Source organism: Pseudomonas sp. NFIX49, assembly GCF_900115915.1.
Lineage (GTDB): Bacteria > Pseudomonadota > Gammaproteobacteria > Pseudomonadales > Pseudomonadaceae > Aquipseudomonas > Aquipseudomonas pharyngis.
The window spans coordinates 776,455-797,522 of the sequence record NZ_FOYE01000001.1; the positions used below are offsets into that span (position 1 = coordinate 776,455).

The 21,068-nt window shown below is 54.4% G+C and carries 18 protein-coding genes; 17 read left to right on the forward strand and 1 reads right to left on the reverse strand.

Going from position 1 to position 21,068, the window contains the following annotated elements:
- The first annotated feature begins 26 nt into the window (after window positions 1–26).
- The 16 genes from BMZ46_RS03570 to fabF all read left to right on the forward strand — a co-directional run bounded on the left by BMZ46_RS03570 (window position 27) and on the right by fabF (window position 19,458).
- Entirely contained in the window at window positions 27–1,184 is a 1,158-nt protein-coding gene (locus BMZ46_RS03570) for a methyltransferase domain-containing protein (RefSeq protein ID WP_074688020.1), read from the forward strand.
- Window positions 1,181–2,395 (forward strand): glycosyltransferase family 4 protein, encoded by a 1,215-nt coding sequence (locus tag BMZ46_RS03575; RefSeq protein ID WP_039770536.1) that lies wholly within the window; start codon window positions 1,181–1,183, stop codon window positions 2,393–2,395. The genes BMZ46_RS03570 and BMZ46_RS03575 overlap by 4 nt, the downstream gene beginning before the upstream one ends.
- A complete protein-coding gene (locus tag BMZ46_RS03580; protein ID WP_039770534.1) occupies window positions 2,392–3,615 on the forward strand; it encodes a glycosyltransferase in 1,224 nt (407 codons plus the stop codon). Before BMZ46_RS03575 ends, BMZ46_RS03580 begins: the two co-directional genes overlap by 4 nt.
- Window positions 3,612–4,409, forward strand: coding sequence for an ABC transporter permease (locus BMZ46_RS03585; protein ID WP_074688018.1), 798 nt, complete (start codon window positions 3,612–3,614; stop codon window positions 4,407–4,409). The genes BMZ46_RS03580 and BMZ46_RS03585 overlap by 4 nt, the downstream gene beginning before the upstream one ends.
- A gap of 8 nt (window positions 4,410–4,417) precedes the next feature.
- Window positions 4,418–5,800, forward strand: a complete 1,383-nt coding sequence (locus BMZ46_RS03590; RefSeq protein WP_039770728.1) for an ABC transporter ATP-binding protein — start codon at window positions 4,418–4,420, stop codon at window positions 5,798–5,800.
- Window positions 5,801–5,807: 7 nt separating this feature from the next.
- Complete coding sequence (locus tag BMZ46_RS03595) at window positions 5,808–6,854, forward strand: acyltransferase (protein ID WP_081353093.1); 1,047 nt, start codon at window positions 5,808–5,810, stop codon at window positions 6,852–6,854.
- A 53-nt stretch (window positions 6,855–6,907) separates the two neighbouring features.
- On the forward strand, window positions 6,908–7,711 hold the full coding sequence (locus BMZ46_RS03600) for a glycosyltransferase family 2 protein (RefSeq protein ID WP_080770644.1): 804 nt from the start codon (window positions 6,908–6,910) through the stop codon (window positions 7,709–7,711).
- 29 nt (window positions 7,712–7,740) lie between these two features.
- Window positions 7,741–10,173, forward strand: a complete 2,433-nt coding sequence (locus BMZ46_RS03605; RefSeq protein WP_074688014.1) for a hypothetical protein — start codon at window positions 7,741–7,743, stop codon at window positions 10,171–10,173.
- Window positions 10,174–10,241: 68 nt separating this feature from the next.
- Window positions 10,242–11,240 (forward strand): lysylphosphatidylglycerol synthase transmembrane domain-containing protein, encoded by a 999-nt coding sequence (locus BMZ46_RS03610; protein ID WP_052266585.1) that lies wholly within the window; start codon window positions 10,242–10,244, stop codon window positions 11,238–11,240.
- 49 nt (window positions 11,241–11,289) lie between these two features.
- Window positions 11,290–12,312 (forward strand): glycosyltransferase, encoded by a 1,023-nt coding sequence (locus BMZ46_RS03615; protein ID WP_074688012.1) that lies wholly within the window; start codon window positions 11,290–11,292, stop codon window positions 12,310–12,312.
- A 5-nt stretch (window positions 12,313–12,317) separates the two neighbouring features.
- Window positions 12,318–13,337 (forward strand): glycosyltransferase, encoded by a 1,020-nt coding sequence (locus BMZ46_RS03620; RefSeq protein WP_039770527.1) that lies wholly within the window; start codon window positions 12,318–12,320, stop codon window positions 13,335–13,337.
- Entirely contained in the window at window positions 13,334–14,560 is a 1,227-nt protein-coding gene (locus BMZ46_RS03625) for a glycosyltransferase family 4 protein (protein WP_039770525.1), read from the forward strand. The genes BMZ46_RS03620 and BMZ46_RS03625 overlap by 4 nt, the downstream gene beginning before the upstream one ends.
- Before the next feature lie 147 nt (window positions 14,561–14,707).
- Entirely contained in the window at window positions 14,708–16,702 is a 1,995-nt protein-coding gene (locus BMZ46_RS03630; protein ID WP_039770523.1) for a polysaccharide biosynthesis protein, read from the forward strand.
- 110 nt (window positions 16,703–16,812) lie between these two features.
- A complete protein-coding gene (locus tag BMZ46_RS03635) occupies window positions 16,813–17,148 on the forward strand; it encodes a ComEA family DNA-binding protein (RefSeq protein ID WP_039770521.1) in 336 nt (111 codons plus the stop codon).
- A 214-nt stretch (window positions 17,149–17,362) separates the two neighbouring features.
- Complete coding sequence (locus tag BMZ46_RS03640) at window positions 17,363–18,157, forward strand: SDR family NAD(P)-dependent oxidoreductase (RefSeq protein WP_039770519.1); 795 nt, start codon at window positions 17,363–17,365, stop codon at window positions 18,155–18,157.
- Between the two features lie 26 nt (window positions 18,158–18,183).
- On the forward strand, window positions 18,184–19,458 hold the full coding sequence (gene fabF / locus BMZ46_RS03645; RefSeq protein WP_074688010.1) for a beta-ketoacyl-ACP synthase II: 1,275 nt from the start codon (window positions 18,184–18,186) through the stop codon (window positions 19,456–19,458).
- Here the strand turns inward: fabF and BMZ46_RS03650 are convergent.
- On the reverse strand, window positions 19,455–20,012 hold the full coding sequence (locus tag BMZ46_RS03650; protein WP_039770515.1) for a TetR/AcrR family transcriptional regulator: 558 nt from the start codon (window positions 20,010–20,012) through the stop codon (window positions 19,455–19,457). The two genes, fabF and BMZ46_RS03650, sit on opposite strands and share 4 nt — an antisense overlap.
- A 175-nt stretch (window positions 20,013–20,187) precedes the next feature.
- Here BMZ46_RS03650 and BMZ46_RS03655 point away from each other — a divergent pair, with 175 nt between their 5' ends.
- Window positions 20,188–21,039: an urea carboxylase-associated family protein gene (locus BMZ46_RS03655; protein ID WP_074688008.1), complete on the forward strand. Its 852-nt coding sequence runs from the start codon at window positions 20,188–20,190 to the stop codon at window positions 21,037–21,039.
- Window positions 21,040–21,068: the final 29 nt, after the last annotated feature.

The window sequence follows — 21,068 nt, forward strand, 5'->3', positions numbered from 1 at the left end:
TGTTAGATGCTAAAGGATGAAGAAACGTGAATACGACTGTCGATGCAAGTGTTGTCTGGTGTGATCGGGATGAGTTCCATAACAAAGCTGCCGGTTTTATCAAGTCCGTATCCACAGTCCTCGATATCGGTTGTGGCATCCGCCCGCAACAGTACATCACCCCGGAATTGTTGATCTGTGTCGAGCCGCACCTTGAGTACGTTGAAGTGCTCAAGACAAGCCTCAAGGACGCGAACGCAGTCATTATCCCTCTGGACGCCAGCAAGGCGTTGGCCGGGATGCCGGATCGCTCGATCGATTCGATTTTTCTCATCGACGTTATCGAGCACATGGACAAAGACGTGGGCGCTCAAGTGCTGCTTGAGTGTCAACGTGTAGCGCGTCAGCAAGTCATTATCTTCACTCCCTTAGGCTTCATGCCTCAGGAAATTCACGCTGGCGATGTGGATGGCTGGAACCTTCACGGCGGTGAGTGGCAGGATCATAAATCCGGTTGGTACCCTGAAGAGTTCGCTGGCTGGGATGTCATTGCCTGCAAGCATCTTCATCTGCGGGATTACCTCGGACAGGACATTACTCCTCCGTACGGCGGTTTCTACGCTGTTAAAAATATCCAGAAAGTGGCCAATCACTTCAACGATCTTTATTCCAATGATGTGGTGGAGAGTCAAACTTCTAACCTGCCTTGGTTGCTGGAGTCCTTTCCGCTTCTGGGTGAAAAGGTCGTGGCCCGTGACATCAGCACCAGCCATCTGAAATGTGGGATTGCATCCTGTCAGCGCACGACTGAGCTGTTCATAGAGCTCGGTGCAACCGAGCCTCAGGATGTCATTTTCGCGAAGGCCGCTCAGGAAAAATCTGAAGCGCTATTGCGAGAGACTCGTCAGCACAACGAACGTATCAAGGCGTTCTCCGAGCAATTCGCACGTTTGAATGACTTGGGGGCCGAATTCGCTGGTTTGTCTGCTCAGGCTGCAGAGTTGTCTGCTCAGGCTGCAGAGTTGTCTGCGAAGAGCGAAGAGCTTGCATTCAAAGAGAGTCAAATTCAGGCAAGAGAGAATGAACTCCAGCAACAGGCAACTGCATTGTCTGCACGCGCCGAGCAGTTAAACGCTTTGGAACGAGGCATTACTGAAAGCCTGTGTTGCAAGGTCAGCCGTAAAGTAAGAGCTCTGTTTAAATGAAAGTTCTTCAGGTCAATGGCTACGAGTCCCCTGGTCGTCGCTTTAATGGTCTTTCCATTACGCCGCTGCTAAAAAAATACGATGTCGAGTCTCGGCATCTTATTTGGGAAAAGGACACTCAGAACCCGGACGTGCTGACGTTCGAGGGGAAAAATACAAGGAAAATCAACCGGATCCTCAATCGGGTTGAGCGTTTGACCTCGATGCAATCAGTGCTTTACACGAATGCCAAGCAGATGATGAAAATGCCAGCGTTCGAGGAAGCGGATGTGCTGCACCTGCACATTATCCACTCGGGCTATCTGAGCCTGGGCGACTTGCCCGAGATCACTCGGCGCAAGCCTACAGTGTGGACACTGCATGACCCGTGGGCGATGACAGGTCATTGCGTCTATCCGTTCGAGTGCAAACGCTGGATGACCGGTTGTGGCAAGTGCCCCGACCTGGATATCCACTTCCCGCTGTTGATGGACACCACACGTTTTTTGTTTCAGTACAAAAAACGTGCGTACAACAAATCGAAGTTCGATGTCATCGTGGCCTCCAAGTGGATGCGCGATATGGTCGAGGCTTCTCCTCTTTTCGAGGATGTTGATATCCATCAGGTGCCTTTTGGCCTGGATCTGGACTTTTTCAATCCGAATGCTTCGCCGGATGCACGCAAGCGCTTCGGCATTCCCGATGATGCCTTGGTCATTTGTTTCCGGGCGGTCGATAACCAGTTTAAAGGCTTGCCTTACATCATCCAGGCGCTGGAGCGCATCAGCGCCAACCAGCCGGTATGTCTGTTGACTCTCAACAGCAAAGGTTTGATGGAGCAATTCAAGGATCGATTCCAGCTTGTTGAGTTGGGTTGGACCAATGATGAAGAACTGGCCCGTGATGCGTTCGTTGCATCCGACATCTTCCTCATGCCTTCGATTGTGGAAGCCTTTGGCGTCATGGCCATTGAAGCGTTCGCCTGCGGCAAGCCGGTGATCGTGTTCGAAGGCACATCGTTGCCGGAAGTGACGTTTGCACCGGAAGTCGGGGTGTCGGTGCCGATGCACGATGGCGAAGGGCTTTATCGCGCTCTGCAGCATCTGATCGACAATCCGGCGGAGCGTGAAGAACGCGGTCGCAAGGGACGAGAGATCGCCGAAAAGCATTATGGCGACGACTTGTACGCACAGCGGCTGGCGGAGATCTATAAAACGGTTGCTGCTAAATGAAAGTACTGCTTTTAACTGATATACCACCGTGCCGTAACTTTACAGCAGGTCTGGTGCTGGATCGGTTGGTCGGCTTTTTGCCCAAGGATCAGGTTGCCATCTGCGCAGTGGTTAACCCTGCGCTGAACCCGGAGATTCCTGCGGAGCTCGACGAAGTCCCCAAGCTTCTTCTTCGCAAGCCGCGGGAAGCCGCGGTACGTGTATTGCCGCGCAAGGCCGGGATTCTCTCGGCTTTTCCGTTCGAGCTGGTCCAGGCCAATCGTGTTCAACGCGAGCTGCTTCCGCAGATCGTCGAATTTGCCAAAACGCAGAAAGTCGATGCTGTGTGGGTTGTTCTGCAAGGGCAGACCATGGTGCGCCTGGCTCGCCAGGTGACCCAGGCACTCAATGTGCCACTCCTGACTCAGGTCTGGGACCCGTTCGGCTGGTGGCTGCAAGCGAATCTCATCGACGGTTTTACCCGTCGCCGCTTGCTCAAGGAGTTCGACCAGGTCATCAAAGGCAGTGCGTCCTGTGCGACCGCATCGTGGGCGATGTCCGAGAATTACACGAACAAATACCGTGTCGTGAATGCTCCGGTGATTGCGGGGTTGCCTCGTGAACTGGCCTTGCAGCCGGCTACGAAAGTGCATGATCGCGATGAGTTCATCATTGCCATGGCCGGTCAGTTCTACGCGCAGACGGAATGGGAATGCCTGCAACATGCATTGAATGCCTGTAACTGGAAAGTTGCAGGCAAGCGTATTCGTGTGCGGGTGATGGGGGGCGCGTTCAAGGTGTTTACCCAAAGTCCTTCGAATTTCGAGTATCTGGGCTGGCAAACTCAGGACGAGACGATTCGACTGCTGGCCGATTCTGATCTTCTCTACATGCCTTACTGGTTCTCCGGTGAGTACCACGAAGAGTCGAGCAACAGTTTTCCATCGAAGCTTGTTACTTATTTCGCTTCAGGCCGGCCGGTGTTTTGTCATGCGCCGAGTTACGCCTCTCCGGCGAAGTACATCAAGGCCAATGATGCCGGTTTCCTGTGCGAGTCGCTGGATACCTCCGTCATCATCAGTCAGTTGGAAAGGGCTGTGCAGGACAGCGAGGCTTACGCTCGTTTTGCCGCCAACGGCTATTCATGCTTCATGAAGGATTTCACGCTGGAGCGCATGAAAGAGTCATTTCTTGCGTTTCTGGGAAATCACACCAAAGCATCAATAGGGCTTTCTAATTGAGTCAGAATATCTTTACTGCTCATTTCCGGCATTTCGATCTCATCAAGCAACTCATCAAACGCGATGTGGACATGCGATTCAAGGGCGCCCTGCTGGGTGTCCTGTGGCCGCTGATCACGCCGCTGCTGACGTTGGCGATGTACGCGGTGGTGTTCGGATATTTCCTGCCTTCTCGCTGGCCTGGCGTTGAGGGAATTACCGGTTTTGCATTAATGCTGTTTCCCGGTCTGATTGTCTTTACGTTCTTTGCCGAATGCGTAAACCGTGCGCCCAACCTGATTACTTCGAATCCCAACTTCGTCAAGAAAGTGGTGTTTCCGGTCGAGTTGCTGGTCTGGGTACCTATCGGCTCGGCGGTTTTTCAGTTGTGCCTCAGTATCGTCGCATGGGCGGCCATTGCACTGTTCGTCAACGGCAGCCTTCAGTGGACCATCGTGTTTCTGCCAGTCGTCATTGCGCCGCTGGTGCTTTGCCTGTTGGGCATTACCTGGTTCCTGAGCGCGCTTGGAGTGTTCCTGAGAGATATTGCGCAACTGACGATCGTCATCACCCAGGCATTGATGTTCTTCTCGCCGGTTCTGTATCCGCTCGACAAGCTGCCGCAGTGGGCCAGTCACCTGATCATGCTCAATCCGCTGTCGTTCATTGTTGAACAGGCGCGGTTGGTGATGATCAACGGCGCGATTCCCAATTTTCCGGGCCTGTTGATCTACACCTGCGTCAGTCTGGTCGTTTGCTGGCTCGGCCTGCGTTTCTTCAGATCTGTCAGACACGGCTTTGCGGACGTTTTATGAGTATGGACATGACTACAGAAGTAAAGCCGCAGCCCGTCATCGAAGTGGTTGGTCTGGAAAAGGCATACCACATCTACGATGCGCCACATGATCGTCTGAAGCAGATCTTTCTGGGCTGGAAGCGCAACTACTATCGAGACTTCCTGGCGCTGAAGGATGTCAACTTCGAAGTGCTCAAAGGGCAGTCAGTAGGTGTTATCGGTCGAAATGGTGCCGGTAAAAGTACTCTCTTGCAGCTGTTGACCGGCACCCTGACACCCACGAAGGGCTCGGTGAAAATCAACGGTAAAGTCGCGGCAGTCCTTGAACTGGGTTCGGGTTTCAACCCTGAATTCAGCGGGCGCGAGAACATCTATCTGTATGCCAGTCTGTTCGAGTTGAAGAAGTCGTGCATCGAAGAGCGCTTTCAGAAGATTGTCGATTTTTCCGAACTTGGCGACTTCATCGATCAGCCGGTAAAGGCGTATTCCAGTGGCATGCAGGCGCGTCTGGCGTTTTCGGTCATCGCCCATGTCGATGCAGATATTCTGATCATCGATGAAGCGTTGTCTGTAGGGGACGCATTTTTCGCACAGAAGTGCATGCGTTTCCTGCGGCAGTTCCAGGAGCGCGGCACGATTCTGTTCGTCAGCCATGACCTGGCCGCTGTCACCGCTTTCTGCGATCACGCGATCTGGCTGGAAGGTGGAGTCGTTCGCGATGCCGGCACGGCGAAAGATGTCTGCGAAAAATACTTCGCCCAGCTTTACATGCAGCATACCGGCGCCGAGGGCGCAGCCCCCGTTGCAGAAGTTGCAGTAGAAGACGAAGAGTTTGAAGAGGTCATCGAGGAGGAGCCGGAAGGCGAGATCATCGAGCAGCGCATCGTCATGCAGGATGATGAAACGATTTACAACGGTGCTCAGGAAATTGAATCTTTCGGTTTCAATCCGCAGTCATCGACGTTTGGCACAGGTGGCGCAGAAATTCTCAACGTCAGCTTTACCAATGCAAAAGGACGTCAGCTGACCGTTTGTGAAGGTGGTGCGGACGTTGTTGTGAAAGTTACGGCCAAGGCCACTCACGACGTTGATTTGCCGATTATCGGCTTCATCATCAAAGACCGGCTGGGGCAGCCGTTGATCGGTGGCAACACCTATCACTCCTACAAGGAGTCGCCTATCAGAGTCCGGGCCGGTAAACGGGTCGACGCTGCGTTTCATTTCAAGTTGCCAATACTGGCGGTGGGTGATTATTCGATCGTTGCAGCGATTGCCAACGGCACGTTGCATGAGCATGTGCAGCTGCACTGGATGCATGACGCGGTCCTTTTCAAAGTAGTTGCTACCAGCATCGACGGCGTGATCGTCGGGGCACCACTGGACAAAATCATTCTTACCTCCAAGGATTGAGCCAACAATGACTCAACAACAAGATCCAGGACGTTTAGCCTGGGCGGATGCATGTCGACTGATTGCAATGTTCGGCGTGTTGATCATTCATATTTCGGCGCCGATTTTCTACGACTTCAGAAATATCGAACTGAACAGTTTTCTGGTGGCCAACGCACTTGACTCGATTGCACGTGTAGCTGTTCCTCTGTTTGCGATGCTTTCTGGTGCGCTTCTACTGGGCCGGGACATGTCCAAAGGACTTGGAGGGATTGTTTCCAGAGTTCTAAAGGTTGCCATTCCATTAGCCTTCTGGAGCGTATTGCACGTTTTCTGGATCAACTACTGGACCGGCAAACCGATGGATATTCCGAATGCGCTGACTCAAGCCCTGCGCGGGCCGGTGATGTATCACCTGTGGTTCGTCTACATGACTATCGGTGTCTACATCCTTCTGCCGGTCCTGCAACCCATTTCCGTGGCACTGTTGAGCAGCAAGCGGCTGGCCGCTTACTTCTTCGGAGTTTGGTTCCTGATCAACTCGGCGACGGTCTATTTCCCGGTCAGCATCCTGCCTCACCTGACGTTGACGAGCTTCCTCAATTGGCCGGGTTATTTCCTGCTGGGGTTCTATATCGTACGTTCGGATATCCTGAACAAAATTCCCGCGTGGTGCAGTGCTCTGGTCTTTTGCCTGGCAAGCCTGGCGACATTCCTGCTCAGTTGGCGCTTCAACTCGCTGTCGCCGACTCCGGACGAAACCGCATTCCTGTACTTCAGTCCTAACGTGCTGATTGCATCGTGTGCCGCATTTCATTTGATCCGGAAAATTCGCGTAGCCCCGCTACTGGTGCGGCCGGTTGCGTTCTTGTCCAGCATCGTTTTCCCGGTCTACTTCATGCACCTGCTGGTAATTGATCTCATCAAGGCCGGGATGTTCGGGTTTACGTTGAATCTTGCATCGATGTCGACATTCTCCGCGATTTTCAGCCTGTCGTTGTCCACGTTTGCGGTGTGCCTGATTCTGGCTGCACTGACTCGTGTGATACCGTACTCCGCAAAACTGGTTGGTTAACTATTTAATTCTGATAAAAGCCGCACTTAGACGGCTTTATTTGAGAGAGCAAAATGACCGTAAACGCAGCTATTCCTTCATCGCCCGACAACGTCCAGTCACCGAACGCTTCGGTAGAAGACCCGATCGACCTCACGATCGTTATTCCGTGCCTGAACGAAGCGGAAAACATCGTGGGTATCCTCGATAGCGTGAAGGCAGCGGTCGCCAATCAGGCGTTCACTACCGAAGTCATCGTTGTCGACGATAAAAGCGACGACGAAACCTACAGTCTGGCGATGGCGTGGGGCAATGCGAACAAGGACGAATTGCCGGTTCGCGTGATCAGCCGTTCTCTGCATCGTCGTGGTTATGGTGCAGTGGTCCGTTTCGGTGCAGCGCACGGTATCGGTCGCTACTGCATCTTTGTCTCGGCGGACGCTGTTGACCCGATCCATTTGATCCCGGCGCTGTACAACGAGATGGAGAAGGGTGCAATTCTTGCTCAGTGCTCTCGTTACATTCAGGCAGGCGATGACGGCACCATTCCGTTCAAATACAAATTCTTCCAGTTCTTCTTCCGTATCGGAGTGCGCATCGCACTGGGTCAATACATTCCCGATTCGACTTACGCATTCAAGATGTTCCGTCGTCGGGAAACCCTGGGCGTAGGTCTGAGCCAAAACCGGTTCAGCATCAGTCCTGAAATTACCTTCAAGTCGATCTTGATGGGTGGGGAAGTCAAATACATCGCGGGCGCTCAGGGTGTACGTGAACGTGGTGTATCAAAGTTTATCTTCCGCAAGGAAGGTCTTGGTTTCGGGTATTGCTTGATCCGGGCGTTTTTGCATAAAACCAAATTGGTTTACTGGTTCTGATACCTATAAATTAAGAAAATGGAAGTCCCGTGTATAATTTTTTTGCTGCTGTAAAAGATCGAATCAGAGTTAGTCGTAAAACTGTTGAAGCTTGCCTGGTTGCCTTGTTGCTGTTGTTGGCAGCATTTCCAGACGTGATATTCAAGGATGCCAGTCTGCGATTGACCGATCAGATTACGGGAGCGTACACGGCAGTTCCCCTTAAACCCTTCTACACCATCCCCAATACAACGGGATGGTGGGCTGGGTATAACGATAATGGTGGCGCGACCTATCAATCTGAACCCATGATGCAATTCATGGTTAACAGTATTCGCGATGGCCAAACTCCTTATTGGAACCCGTATTCAGCAGCCGGAGCACTGGGGCCAGAGGCGCTTGTAGATCAGAAGTTTTCTGCAATGACCCTGGTAAATGCTCTGCTGGGAGGCGGGTCGCTTACCTATAACATTGTTATCTTGCTGGCACTTTATTTCGGGGTGTTCTTCACTTATCGAATTGTCAGGGAGTTATTGGGGCTTTCCGCAGTTGCGGCACTCGCCGCGAGCGTCTTTTATCTGTTAAACGGATACATAACGGCGAATCTCGGTTCGAACGTAACGCAAAGTTATCTGTATGTACCGATCTGCCTGTATGCGGCGATGGCGTTTGTCTCGCGGCTCTCGGTACTCCGCTGGTGCATGGCGGTTCTTGCGTTTTCGCTGTTTTTCTCCTGTACTTTCATGCCGACCACCATTACGTCCCTGATTGCGATGGGCTGTATCATCCTCGGCTTCTTGGTCAACTGCGTGCAAAGTGGGAATTACTCCGCGAAGACCGCGGTAGCTGCCTCGTTTTTTCTGGGTATGAGCCTGTTCGGGGCATTTCTGCTCCTTGCACCACTCTATTTTCCGTTCCTGGAAAACCTGAAAAGCCTTGGCACTCTTGAGGACTATTCCAAGCGGTACTTCTGGGGATTGCGTTACCCCAACGCCATCATGTCGTTCTTTTCGTCGTCGCATCTGTTCGAATCGTATAACGCAGCTGAACCGCTGGCAGCGTCCTTCAATGGACACGGTTCATTCATCGGCAATACGGTTTTCCACAGTGGTGTTGTTGCAACCGGGCTTGCAGGGTGTGCGCTTGCCAAGCGCATGCCGCAATTCAAGTGCCTGGTCGCGATCTGCATTGCCGTGGCGGGTTTTGTCGGCGTACGGCTTTTTGATCCGGTCTGGATTCAGGTTCTGTTTGCCCATCTACCCATCATCGGGCATATCGGGAGCCAGTACTGGTGGCCGGTCATCATGTTCCCGCTGATCATCCTGGTCGCATTTGGGGCGCATAACCTGCAGGCGAAGAATGTCCGCATTCTGCCTTGTCTGGCGCTGATGGCGTTTGGTATCTGGGCGTTTATCAAGATCTACGGCGTTTTCGGCCTCCAGGAGCCACGCCTGGAATACAAGATTCAATCGCTGGAGTTATTGGCAGCGGCGGTGACGCTTATCGTCGCTGTAGCGTTGTTCGCCAGATTCATATCGAGTCCGACGATTCTGCGCGCGGTGCTGGGTAGCGTAGTGGTCGTCATGTTCGTTGAACTCATGCTCATGGGTAAGATGGTACGTTTCGAAAGAAATGACCTGTTTTCCAACATGCCGCCCGCTCTGCAGTTTGTAAAAGACAACATTGGCAATTACCGGACAATGAACTTCGGCCAGGGTGGACTCTATCCGGAGTTGGGTTCGGCGTTCAAAATCCAGGAAGTCAGCACGCTCAATCAGGGCGGCTTGCCGGAATTCCGGGATTTCTTCTACGCGTCGATCAATCTCGAGAACTCGCAGCGACTGGGTTATCACGAAACCACCCCGCTGGGCTCGTTTCCATCTCTGATCCTGATTCAGGACAAGCCGCAAACCAACACGATCAATTGGGATGCGATGAATTTCCTCGGGGTCAAGTATGCGCTTTTGCCTTTGACTTACACGGCATACGAAACGGAACTGAAAGCGCGCGGTTTCGAGGAGGTTTATCACAGCCTGGCCACTCGAGTGATGGAGAACAAGCGTGTGTTGCCGCGTGCATTTGCCATTAGCGCAAACGATATGGCGGGGAACGATAGTGTTGATCTGCCTTCCGACTATGCACAGCACCTTGCGCCGGTTTCCATAGATTCCTATCGAAATGGCGAGGTGATTCTTTCCGGGGAAGCGGATCACGAGTCGCTGGTGGTTCTGTCGGACACCTGGCACTCCAACTGGACTGCGGTTCTGAATGGGAAAAAGGTGCCTATTCTCAAGGTGGACAAGGCATTCCGTGGAGTAGTTGTACCCGCCGGCAGCTTCTTTATTCGAATGGAATATCAACCCAAGTCACTGCCTTGGGCGATTGGCTCTTCAATCATGATGATTGCGCTGCTGTTGTTCCTGACGTTACGCCGCAAGCGCTTCAACTCTAAAATCAACGCGCTGTTGCTTAAAACTGTCTGATTCTGGATTTATCTCATCTCGTGTCGGCGAGAACGCCGTACACTTGAAAGACAACAAGGTTAAGAATGATGTTTCGTTCGCTGTTCAAGAAGAGTCACGTTTTGCTTTTGATCAAACTATCGCTTGCGGTGGTTCTGGTCTGGGTTTTGCTGAACAGCGGGCAACTCGACTTCCGTTCGATCCTGGTGGTTTTTGATAATCTGGATTTGTTCATTCCGGCGCTGGTCTGTCTTTTTCTGGGTATCGTCATCAGTGGCTTTCGCTGGTGGTTGCTGCTGCGCGCCACGGGCAACAATATTCCTTTGAGCACGGTTCTGAACCTCCAGCTGATTGGTAGCTTTTTCTCTACCTGGTTGCCTGGCGCGGCGGGTGGGGATGCGATCAGAGGCGTACAAGTTTTTCGCTTGTTGAAGAATGGTAGATCGACCGCATTGCTGTCGATTGTTGCTGATCGTGTTTTTGCAATGATCGGATTGATTTCCATCGCCGTGCTGGTTTCGTTTCTTCTGCCGAAGGCCATTTCACCAGATGCCGAGATTTTTCAATATGCAGGGCTGATTCAGACGTTGGCTTACGTATTGATTGGCGGGATGGTTTTCGGATTACTGGGGATCTATCTGGCTCTTCGTTTTTCCGTCATTGACTATCTGCCCATCAAGATTCGTCATTACCTGCATCCGTTCGGAGTTACGATTCTCATGTACCTTCGTGCGTGGCCGACTTTGCTCCTGTGCCTGGCGGTATCGGTGCTTGCAACGGGTATTGTGATTATCGGCATGATCACCATCGCTTCGATATTTCCCTACGCGGCCAATCCCCAGATCACTGCCATCGCCGGAGTGTTTGGCAACCTGTTTTCCGTGATTCCGATTACGCCCGGCGGTGTAGGCGTGGGTGAGTCGGTTTTTTCCAGAGTCTGTGCAGAGCTCGCCGCTCGGGCCGCGCCGTTCGCTACCATCTACTTCAGCTTTCGAGTCGGCATGTTGATCGTCAATATTCCAGGCATGATCGTATCGTTGTTCTACAGCACCGCGAGGCACCGCAAGAAAGCGGACACACTGAATTGATCGTTGGGTACGCTGATTTCGAAATGCGGTAAAAAATACGGGTGCCGTGATGAGTCTATCCAACAGCGATAAGTTGATAACTGAAGAGTTCAAGCCTCGGGTGTCGATCGTTATACCTGTGTACAACGGTGCGGACTTTTTGGCCGAGTCAATCCAGAGTGCCCTTGACCAGACGTATGCTGATGTTGAAGTGATCGTTGTCAATGATGGCAGCAACGATGGTGGTGCGACCGAGCGCATTGCCCGGTCTTTTGGCAGTGCGATACGTTATCTTGAGAAAAACAATGGTGGTGTAGCGTCTGCGCTGAATCTGGCAATCCAGCATATGACAGGCGAGTACTTTTCCTGGCTGAGCCACGATGACCTGTATGTCGAGGATAAGATTGCCAGACAGATTGCTTTCCTGTCCGGTCGTGAGCCTGAGCACACAATTGTCTATTCCGATTATTTCATTTTTACGGGCCTCGAAAAGAACAGGGCCGCCCGGATCTACATGCCGAGTGTGCAACCCGAGTTTTTTCGGTACTGGATCACTGCGCAAAGTGCATTACATGGCTGCAGTCTGCTGATTCCGCGGACTGCATTTGATGTGGCTGGCTCATTTCACGAAGGATTGCGAACCACTCAAGACTACGAGTTGTGGTTCCGGATGGCGGGCAGATATCGTTTCCTTCATCTACCTGAAGCACTGATCAGTGCCCGCAGCCATGAGAATCAGGATACCAACCGAATCGCCGACGTTGCCTTCCGCGAGGCGGGGGATCTTTATCTCGGGTTTGTGAAGTCGATGAATCCTTCAGAAATTCCAGGGAAGTCGCCTTCAGAGATTGGAGCCAGCTACCTGCGTCTGGCCTCGGGTCTATGGCAGCGAGGCTTTAACGATGCGGCGGCTTACAGCGTCAAAATGGCGCGTCAGTACGGTGTTTCTTTCGCGCATGTGCTTGCCTCACAATTGATCGCGGTTTTTGCCAGGAGCTTGCGGCGATACGCCCGTGCCATGCTTACGCCTCAGAGCCGGCAGGTCATTCGCAAGGCCGTCACGTGTTTAGTGCCCTCCCACAGAGGCCGTTAGTTCTCTTGAATATTCCTAAAAGACTGTTTCTTCATGCACCGAATGTTCATGTCGGCGGGGGCCTGAACTTATTGCAGGCGTTCTATGGCGCGGCGGAGTCGAGTATTGATTTCGAGCAACTGGATGTCCGGGCAAAAGCCGGCCTGAAAGCGGGGCGCGCTGAACGGCATTGGGTGCGCCCGACGTTGTTTTCCCGGTTGGCTGCTGAGTGGCGTCTGCGCAACCGCGTGAAAGCGGGCGATGCAGTCTTGTGCTTTCACGGGTTGGTTCCGCTGTTTCCTTTGAAAGGGCAAGTGACGGTCTTCCTGCAAAACAGGATCCTTCTCTCTTCAGACAGCCTCAAATCCTATCCGATCAAAACGAGGGTTCGCCTCTGGGGCGAGCGCTTGATGCTGAGGGCGTTTACCACGCGTATCGACAAATTCGTTGTACAGACGCCATCCATGGCGGAGCAGGTTCGCGGGTTTCTGGGGGAGCAAACCCCGGTGGTCGTCTGCCCGTTTGTGCTTGCTGAAGTTGATCAGGCTGATGTGTCTGCTGAAAAAATCTACGATTTTGTCTATGTGGCCAGTGCGGAACCCCATAAAAATCATCAGAAACTGATTGCCGCGTGGTGCCTGCTGGCAGAACAAGGGCTGCGCCCGAGCCTGGCGTTGACCGTGCCGTTCGATACTGCTTTGTCATTCCAGATCGAGGAGTTGAAGCGGAAGTGGGACTTGAATGTTTTCAATCTTGGCCAGTTGAGTTCCAGCGAAGTTTGCGCGTTATACGACCAGTCGAGCGCATTGATTTATCCCTCTACCACCGAGTCCTTGGGATTGCCGCTGATCGAAGCCAATGCACGTCAGCTGCCGATCATCGCCGCCGAACTGGATTATGTCCGGGATATCGTCGAGCCAGTGCAAACATTCGATCCATCTTCGCGCACGTCGATTGCCCGGGCGGTAAGACGCCACCTCGAGTCTGACGAGCCTGCACAGTTGATACATGGGCCCGAGGTGTTTCTGAGAGAAGTCATGCAATGAAGGTTCTGGTATGGACACAGTATTTCTGGCCAGAAAACTTCCATATAAATGAAGTGGTGGCGGAGCTGACAAGCCAGGGAGCGGAAGTCACTGTGCTGACAGGGAAGCCCAACTATCCCGAAGGCAGGATTTTTCCCGGATATCGTTCGCTGGGTTGTCAGGCCGAGGACTACAAGGGCGCGAAGGTCATACGCTTGCCCCTTTTTCCGCGCGGGAAAAATTCGGCCAAGGGACTGATACTGAATTATCTGTCCTTTATTCTTTCCGGCTACTTGCTGGCTCCTTGGGTATTGCGCGGATTGAAGTTCGACGTTGTCTTCGTTTATGCGCCGTCTCCTTTGTTGCAGGCGTTGCCGGCCATTTACGTGTCATGGCTCAAACGTGCACGTCTGGCCTTGTGGGTTCAGGACATCTGGCCCGAATCCTTGAAGGCGACCGGGTTCATTAACAATGACAAGGTCCTCAAGGGTATTGAGTACGTTGTACGTTACATATATCGATACTCCGACTCGATCCTCATCCAGTCAGAAGGCTTTCGTGATTCTGTTCAACGCCTCTGCCGTGATTGGTCGAAGATCAGGTTCTTCCCTAACTCTGCGCTGGAACCGGTTACCTCAAAGACGCCGGATAACTTCAATGTCAGTCGTCTCTGCGGTCACTTTTCGGTGGTCTTTGCCGGCAATATTGGCGTGGCACAGTCTTGCCAGACGATTGTCGAGGCGGCGAAGATTTTGCGGGAATACTCCGATATTCGCTTCTTTCTGGTCGGAAGCGGCAGTATGGAAGCCACCATTGCGGAAAAGATTCGTGATGAAAGGCTGGATAACGTCGAGTTGACGGGGCGTGTTTCTTCTGAAGAAATCACCAGCGTTTATGCTGCGTCTTCTGTTTTGCTGCTAACGCTGCGAGACGATCCTATTTTCGCCCAAACCATCCCCAGCAAGTTCCAAAGCTACCTCGCCGCCGGCAAACCCATTATTGCCAGTTGCAATGGTCAGACCGCTTTGATGCTGGCCGAGGCGGACGCCGGTTTGAGTTGTACCGCGCAGGATCCACAAGCGCTGGCTGATGCGGTTCTGGCGCTCTATAACACCAATCAGCAACGCCTTGCCGAGATGGGGCAGCGCGGACGCGAGTTTTTCCTCAACCACTTTTACCTGCCCGGTCGGGTCTCCGAACTGATCGAGTACTTCAATGACCTTTCGCTGCGCAGGTCCCGCTGAGCTTCGAGTTTTGCTCTGCTTGTTCGAATGGCGGAATAACGGCGACCTCGACCTCTTGTCATAATATATCTGTGACGTCGATCCTTACCTACGTACAATGCGTTCACCGATTGATGCAAGGAGTGGGGCACATTGGAACAGGGGCTTATGGATAGACTGCGCATGTTTTTGCTGAAACTACCGCGGCGACAAAAGCGGTTGATCCAGGTGCTGACGGACGTCGTTCTTGTCTGGCTGGCGCTGTGGATGGCATTTATCGTGCGTTTGGGCATTGATGAAATGATCAATCCCTTCAAGGTCCATGTCTGGCTGTTTATCTGTGCGCCGATCGTCGCGATCCCCCTGTTTATCCGCTTCGGCATGTACCGCGCAGTGATGCGCTACTTCGGCAATGATGCGCTGGTGGCCATTATCAAGGCTGTCAGTCTGTCATCGCTGATTCTCGCGTTGGTGGTGTATTGGTACAGCAACCACGAAGCCGTGGTTCCGCGCTCGATCATTTTCAATTACTGGTGGCTGAGCCTGGTCATCATCGGCGGCTTGCGCCTGTGCATGCGACAGTACTTCATGGGTGACTGGTTCACGGCTGCCCAGCATGTGCCTTTCACCAATCGCGATGACGGGCTGACCAAAGTGGCGATCTATGGTGCAGGCGTAGCTGGCAACCAGTTGGTGGCGGCATTGCGTATGGGGCGGGTCATGCGTCCTGTCGCCTTCATCGATGATGACTCGAGTATTGCCGATCGCTCCATTTCAGGATTGCAGGTCTACAAACCCAAGCATATCCAGCAGATGATCGATGTCACCGGCGCGCAGGAAATTCTCCTCGCATTGCCATCTTCCACCCGCGCGCGGCGCAGGGAAATTCTCAATCTGCTGGAAGGCTTTCCGCTCCACGTGCGCAGCGTGCCCAACTTCACCGATTTGGCTAGCGGCCGAGTCAAGGTGGAAGATATCCAGGAAGTCGATATTGCCGACTTGCTCGGCCGCGATGCGGTGCCCGCGCAACATGATCTGCTGGAACACTGCATCAAAGACAAGATCGTCATGGTGACAGGGGCCGGCGGCTCGATTGGCTCGGAACTTTGCCGACAGATATTTTCACTGAACCCGACCACGTTGATTTTGTTCGAGCACAGTGAGTTCAATCTTTACAACATTCTTTCCGAACTGGAGCAGCGCGGGATTCGTGAATCGATAGGTGTTCGGTTATTGCCGATCCTCGGTTCCATTCGGCACGCGGACAAGTTACACGATGTCATGAAGACCTGGCGGGTCGATACTGTTTATCACGCCGCCGCTTATAAACATGTACCGATGGTTGAGCACAACATTGCCGAAGGCGTGTTGAACAATGTCATTGGCACTTTGAATACTGCGCAGTCGGCCCTCAAGAGTGGCGTTGCCAATTTTGTGTTGATCTCCACTGACAAGGCGGTACGTCCGACCAATGTCATGGGAAGTACCAAGCGATTGGCCGAACTCACCCTGCAGGCGTTGAGCCGTGAAATCGCTCCTGTGCTGTTCGGCGACAAGGCCAATGTGTCCAGGGTCAACAAGACCCGTTTCACCATGGTCCGTTTCGGCAATGTTCTGGGATCTTCCGGGTCGGTGATCCCGCTTTTTCACAAGCAAATCCGCTCCGGTGGGCCATTGACGGTCACCCATCCGAAGATTACCCGATACTTTATGACGATCCCGGAAGCCGCGCAGTTGGTGATTCAGGCAGGCTCCATGGGACAGGGTGGAGATGTTTTCGTCCTGGACATGGGCGAGCCGGTGAAAATTGTCGAACTCGCGGAGAAAATGATCCATCTTTCAGGTCTGAGTGTGCGCTCAGAGCGCAATCCTCAGGGCGATATCGCGATCGATTTCACAGGATTGCGTCCGGGGGAGAAGCTCTATGAAGAGCTGCTGATCGGCGATAACGTGTCTGCCACTGATCACCCTATGATCATGAGCGCTAGTGAGGATTACCTTTCCTGGGAAGTGTTGAAGGGCCGTTTGAGCGAATTGCTCGATGCCGTGGAGCTCGATGATTATGCGCGTGTCCGCCAGCTCCTGCGCGAAACCGTCAGCGGCTATACCCCCGACGGCGAGATCGTCGACTGGATTCACCAGCAGCGCCGTCTCGAACCCTGATTGTTTCACATCCTGTAACGGACGCATTTTTGACTTGTCCCGATCATCGCCTAAGTTTGGAGAGCAGCTGCGGAAAAGCTGCTTTCTCAATTGATGATGGAGCGTCACTTATGCGTACCGGATATTTCTACTCCCTGATTTTTGCCTTGCTGACCAGCGCCTCTATTGCTGCCATTGCTGCGCCTCTGGCTTCTTCAGAAGCGAACAAGGCAGCCGTGGTGATGGACGCGTCAGCCACTTCTGAAAATCAGAAGGTCGATCTGAACGGTGCCGACGCGGCCACTCTGCAAAAGGAATTGGCAGGCGTGGGCGAGGCCAAGGCGAAAGCGATTGTTGCTTATCGTGAAACAAATGGGCCATTTGCGTCCGTGGATGAACTGCTCGAAGTGAAGGGTATCGGCAAGGCGATTCTGGATCGTAATCGCGACAAGCTGGAAGTGAACTAAGCTGATTGTTCAACGCCAAGGGGCCGGTCATTGACCGGCCCTTTTTGCTTCCAGGTGGAGCACAACACAGGAGGGCTACAGCCTTTCCGTCGGGAAATAGAAAATTATGGCTGTCATATTGCCTTGAGATTATGCCTATAATAATTTCAGTCGCCACTGAAGCCTTCTGCTTTTCAGCGGTCGTTCATTCCTCACGCATCCCAGGAGTATCGTCATGAATTCCCCGAAATCCCAAGGTACGGCGCTGGTCACGGGCGCTTCTTCCGGTATTGGTGCGGTGTACGCCGAGAGACTGGCGGCGCGTGGTTTCGATCTGCTGCTGGTCGCTCGTGACAAGGCGCGTCTGGAATCGGCTGCGAGCAAACTGCGAGACGTCCATGGCGTTGAGGTTGAAGTGCTCAAGGCCGATCTGACGCAAAAGGATGATGTGATCAAGCTTGAGCAGCGTCTGCGCAGCGATTCCAGCATCACGCTACTGGTCAACAATGCTGGCGTAGCATCCAACGGATTGCTGGCCAACGCCGATCCCGATGAACTGGAGAAGCTGATCCAGCTGAATGTCACGACCCTGACCCGACTGGCTTCGGCCGCCGCCGCTGCTTTCACCAGCGCCGGGCGCGGCACGATCATCAACATTGCATCGGTGGTTGCCCTGTTTCCTGAGCGTTTCAATGCCACCTACAGTGCCAGCAAGGCTTATGTATTGAGCCTCTCCCAAACGCTGAATGCGGAACTCGAAGGCACTGGTGTCAAGGTGCAGGCGGTTCTGCCCGGAGTGACGCGCACCGAAATCTGGGAGCGTTCGGGTCTGGATGCCACCAATATTCCGACGGAAATGGTCATGGAGGCGGGCGAGATGGTCGATGCCGCGTTGTCCGGTCTGGATCAGGGCGAGCTCGTCACGATTCCTTCGCTGCCCGATGCCGGGGAATGGCAAGCCTTCGTCGCCGCGCGTCATGTGATGGCGCCCAATCTGTCCCATAGCTCGGCCGCCAGTCGTTACAAGTAAATCAAGTCGAGAGAGGTCAACCCGATATGGATCAGCGTCGAGTAGTTGTCACGGGTATGGGCCTGGTATCGCCCTTGGGAAGCAGCGTCGAAGTGGTCTGGCAGCGCTTGCTGGCCGGGCGTTCGGGATTGCGAAACCTGCCGGACGCGGTCATCGCCGATCTGCCGACCCGGGTCGGCGGCGTGGTGCCGACGATGGAGGAGGATGCCGAAGCCGGTTTCGATCCGGATCGCGCCACACCGCCCAAAGAACAGAAGAAAATGGACCGTTTCATTCTGTTCGCGATGGAGGCTGCGCGGCAGGCGCTTGAACAGGCCGGCTGGCACCCGGCCGAATCCGGCGCTCAGGAACGCACCGCCACGATCATCGGCTCCGGTGTCGGCGGCTTCGGCGCTATCGCCGATGCGGTGCGCACCACCGACAGCCGTGGCCCGCGACGGTTGTCGCCGTTCACCATTCCCTCGTTTCTGGTCAACCTTGCGGCGGGGCACGTTTCGATCCAGCACGGTCTCAAGGGCCCGCTCGGTGCACCGGTTACCGCGTGTGCCGCCGGCGTGCAGGCGATCGGTGATGCGGCCCGGCTGATTCGTGCCGGTGAGGCCGACATCGCGGTGTGCGGCGGTGCGGAAGCCTGCATCGATCGCGTCAGTCTTGCCGGTTTTGCGGCAGCGCGGGCTTTGTCCAGTGGCTACAACGACACCCCTGAGCGCGCCTCGCGTCCGTTCGACAGCGGACGTGACGGTTTCGTGATGGGCGAGGGCGCCGGGCTGCTGGTGATCGAGTCGCTGGAGCACGCGTTGGCAAGGGGCGCGCAACCATTGGCCGAACTGGTCGGTTATGGCACCAGCGCCGATGCCTATCACCTGACCGCCGGGCCGGAAGACGGCAGCGGTGCACGGCGGGCGATGACAGTGGCGCTGGCCCAGGCCGGTATAGCGCCGGATCAGGTGCAGCATCTGAATGCGCATGCGACCTCGACACCGGTGGGCGACCTCGGTGAACTGGCGGCGATCAAATCGGTTTTTGGCGCACAAAACTCAATTGCCGTGACCTCGACCAAATCCGCGACGGGGCATTTGCTGGGTGCGGCGGGAGGTCTGGAAGCAATCTTCACGCTGTTGGCGATCCGCGATCAAATCGTTCCGCCGACCCTCAACCTGGAAAATCCCGATCCGGCCAGCGAAGGCGTGGACATCGTCCACGGTCAGGCGCGGTCGATGCCGATCGAGTATGCGCTGTCCAACGGGTTCGGCTTCGGCGGGGTCAATGCCAGCGTGCTGTTCAAACGCTGGCAGGCTTAGTCTTCCGAGTGTTTGAGGTGTTCGCGGGTGACATCGAGGATCTGCTGCGCAAATTCAGGATTCGCGACACTGCGTGACAGCAGGAGCGCCCCGGCCAGCGTCGCCATGATGACGATGCTGCGCTCGGCGGCGTTCTCGCCTTCAAGGGTGCCTTCGATCTGGTCCAGGCGAGCCTTGAGTACTTCGTCGCTGGTCGGGCTCGGTTGGCCGCGCAACCCCAGCTCCGATGAAATGGTCAGCAGCGGGCAGCCTTCATGCGGCGTGGTCTGGTGCCACTCGGACAGGTAAGTGTCGATGAAGGCTTCCAGCGGTTTTTCTTGAGCGAAGAGTTCGGCACACAGCCCCGCGACCTGATCACCGGCTGCCTGCAGGGCTTTCTCCACGAGGTCGTCTTTCGATTTGAAATGCGAATAAAAGCCGCCATGGGTCAGGCCCAGCGCTTTCATCAATGGCTGCAGTCCGGTCGCACCGATGCCGTCCTTGCGAAACCGCTCGGACGCTTCCTTGATAATGCGCTGATGGGTCTGGGCTTTATGATCCTGCGAGTAACGCATTTAAACTCTCCGCAACAAGAGCGCCATCTTAACCAATGCAAATTGAATGGTGACTGTACTTCTACTTCTAAAAAAAAGTCCGGTGACTCCGACATGTTCGTAACAGCCATCAGCGGTTGGCACGGATAGTGGTTGCAGCTTGCAAAGTTGCCATCGCTTGAGGAGCAGGAGAATCATGTACGAAGACTACCCGGCCGCCTATCAGGTCAGCAAAGGCTCGGCGTTACAGGTCAATACACCTTTCTACGAACGGATTCGCGACCGCAAGGACGGGCGCACGCTGATCGAGCAATTCGAGGTGCCGATCCGCACCGGGCGGGCCTGGCACGTGCCGGCGGGGCATGTGTTTCGTGTCACCACACCGGTCGGGCCCCAGGTGGGCGATTTCAATGTGTGGAACGCACACGATCCGCGCGAACGGATGTGGGCGGCCCGCACCCGGCAACTGCAGGGCGCGCATGTCAGCACTCATGACCGCCTCTGGTCGAACCTGCCTTTTCTGCGACCGCTGGTGACCATCACCGATGACAGCCTGGCCGACTATGGCATCGACGAGCACGGCGGGCGCCTGCACGATTTGCTCGGCACGCGCTGCGATCCGTATGTGAACAAAATGCTCACTGGCGAGGACTTCCATCATCACTGCCATTCCAACCTGACCCGCGCCGTGTTGCCCCATGGGCTGACCGAGTTCGATGTGCATGACGTACTGAACATCTTTCAATGCACCGGCCTGAATCACGATGACCTGTATTTCATGAAGGCCTGTCCGGCGCAGAAGGGCGATTATCTTGAGTTCTTCGCCGAAATCGACTTGCTGTGCGCGTTGTCGACCTGTCCCGGTGGTGATCTGTCATTGGCGATGTGGGGGCCGGATGCGCAGGATCCGCTGACCGTCTGCCGCCCGCTCGGTGTGGAAATTTATCGTCTGGACGAGGCGCTGCTCGAAGGCTGGAGCCAGCCGGAACGTGCAGCGTACAAAGGCCTGCATGGCTTGCACATTGCCAAGGCCGAGTGGGAAAAGTAACCGCGACAAAAAACAAACCCCGCCGATTC

What these genes read in the sequence shown, in the direction of transcription:
- BMZ46_RS03575 (WP_039770536.1), top strand. Translation starts at nt 1,181, where the DNA reads ATGAAAGTTCTTCAGGTCAATGGCTACGAGTCCCCTGGTCGTCGCTTT.
- BMZ46_RS03635 (WP_039770521.1), top strand. Translation starts at nt 16,813, where the DNA reads ATGCGTACCGGATATTTCTACTCCCTGATTTTTGCCTTGCTGACCAGC.
- BMZ46_RS03600 (WP_080770644.1), top strand. Translation starts at nt 6,908, where the DNA reads ATGACCGTAAACGCAGCTATTCCTTCATCGCCCGACAACGTCCAGTCA.
- BMZ46_RS03580 (WP_039770534.1), top strand. Translation starts at nt 2,392, where the DNA reads ATGAAAGTACTGCTTTTAACTGATATACCACCGTGCCGTAACTTTACA.
- BMZ46_RS03610 (WP_052266585.1), top strand. Translation starts at nt 10,242, where the DNA reads ATGTTTCGTTCGCTGTTCAAGAAGAGTCACGTTTTGCTTTTGATCAAA.
- BMZ46_RS03640 (WP_039770519.1), top strand. Translation starts at nt 17,363, where the DNA reads ATGAATTCCCCGAAATCCCAAGGTACGGCGCTGGTCACGGGCGCTTCT.
- BMZ46_RS03630 (WP_039770523.1), top strand. Translation starts at nt 14,708, where the DNA reads ATGGATAGACTGCGCATGTTTTTGCTGAAACTACCGCGGCGACAAAAG.
- BMZ46_RS03655 (WP_074688008.1), top strand. Translation starts at nt 20,188, where the DNA reads ATGTACGAAGACTACCCGGCCGCCTATCAGGTCAGCAAAGGCTCGGCG.
- BMZ46_RS03625 (WP_039770525.1), top strand. Translation starts at nt 13,334, where the DNA reads ATGAAGGTTCTGGTATGGACACAGTATTTCTGGCCAGAAAACTTCCAT.
- BMZ46_RS03590 (WP_039770728.1), top strand. Translation starts at nt 4,418, where the DNA reads ATGACTACAGAAGTAAAGCCGCAGCCCGTCATCGAAGTGGTTGGTCTG.
- BMZ46_RS03615 (WP_074688012.1), top strand. Translation starts at nt 11,290, where the DNA reads ATGAGTCTATCCAACAGCGATAAGTTGATAACTGAAGAGTTCAAGCCT.
- fabF (WP_074688010.1), top strand. Translation starts at nt 18,184, where the DNA reads ATGGATCAGCGTCGAGTAGTTGTCACGGGTATGGGCCTGGTATCGCCC.
- BMZ46_RS03650 (WP_039770515.1), bottom strand. Translation starts at nt 20,012, where the DNA reads ATGCGTTACTCGCAGGATCATAAAGCCCAGACCCATCAGCGCATTATC.
- BMZ46_RS03595 (WP_081353093.1), top strand. Translation starts at nt 5,808, where the DNA reads ATGACTCAACAACAAGATCCAGGACGTTTAGCCTGGGCGGATGCATGT.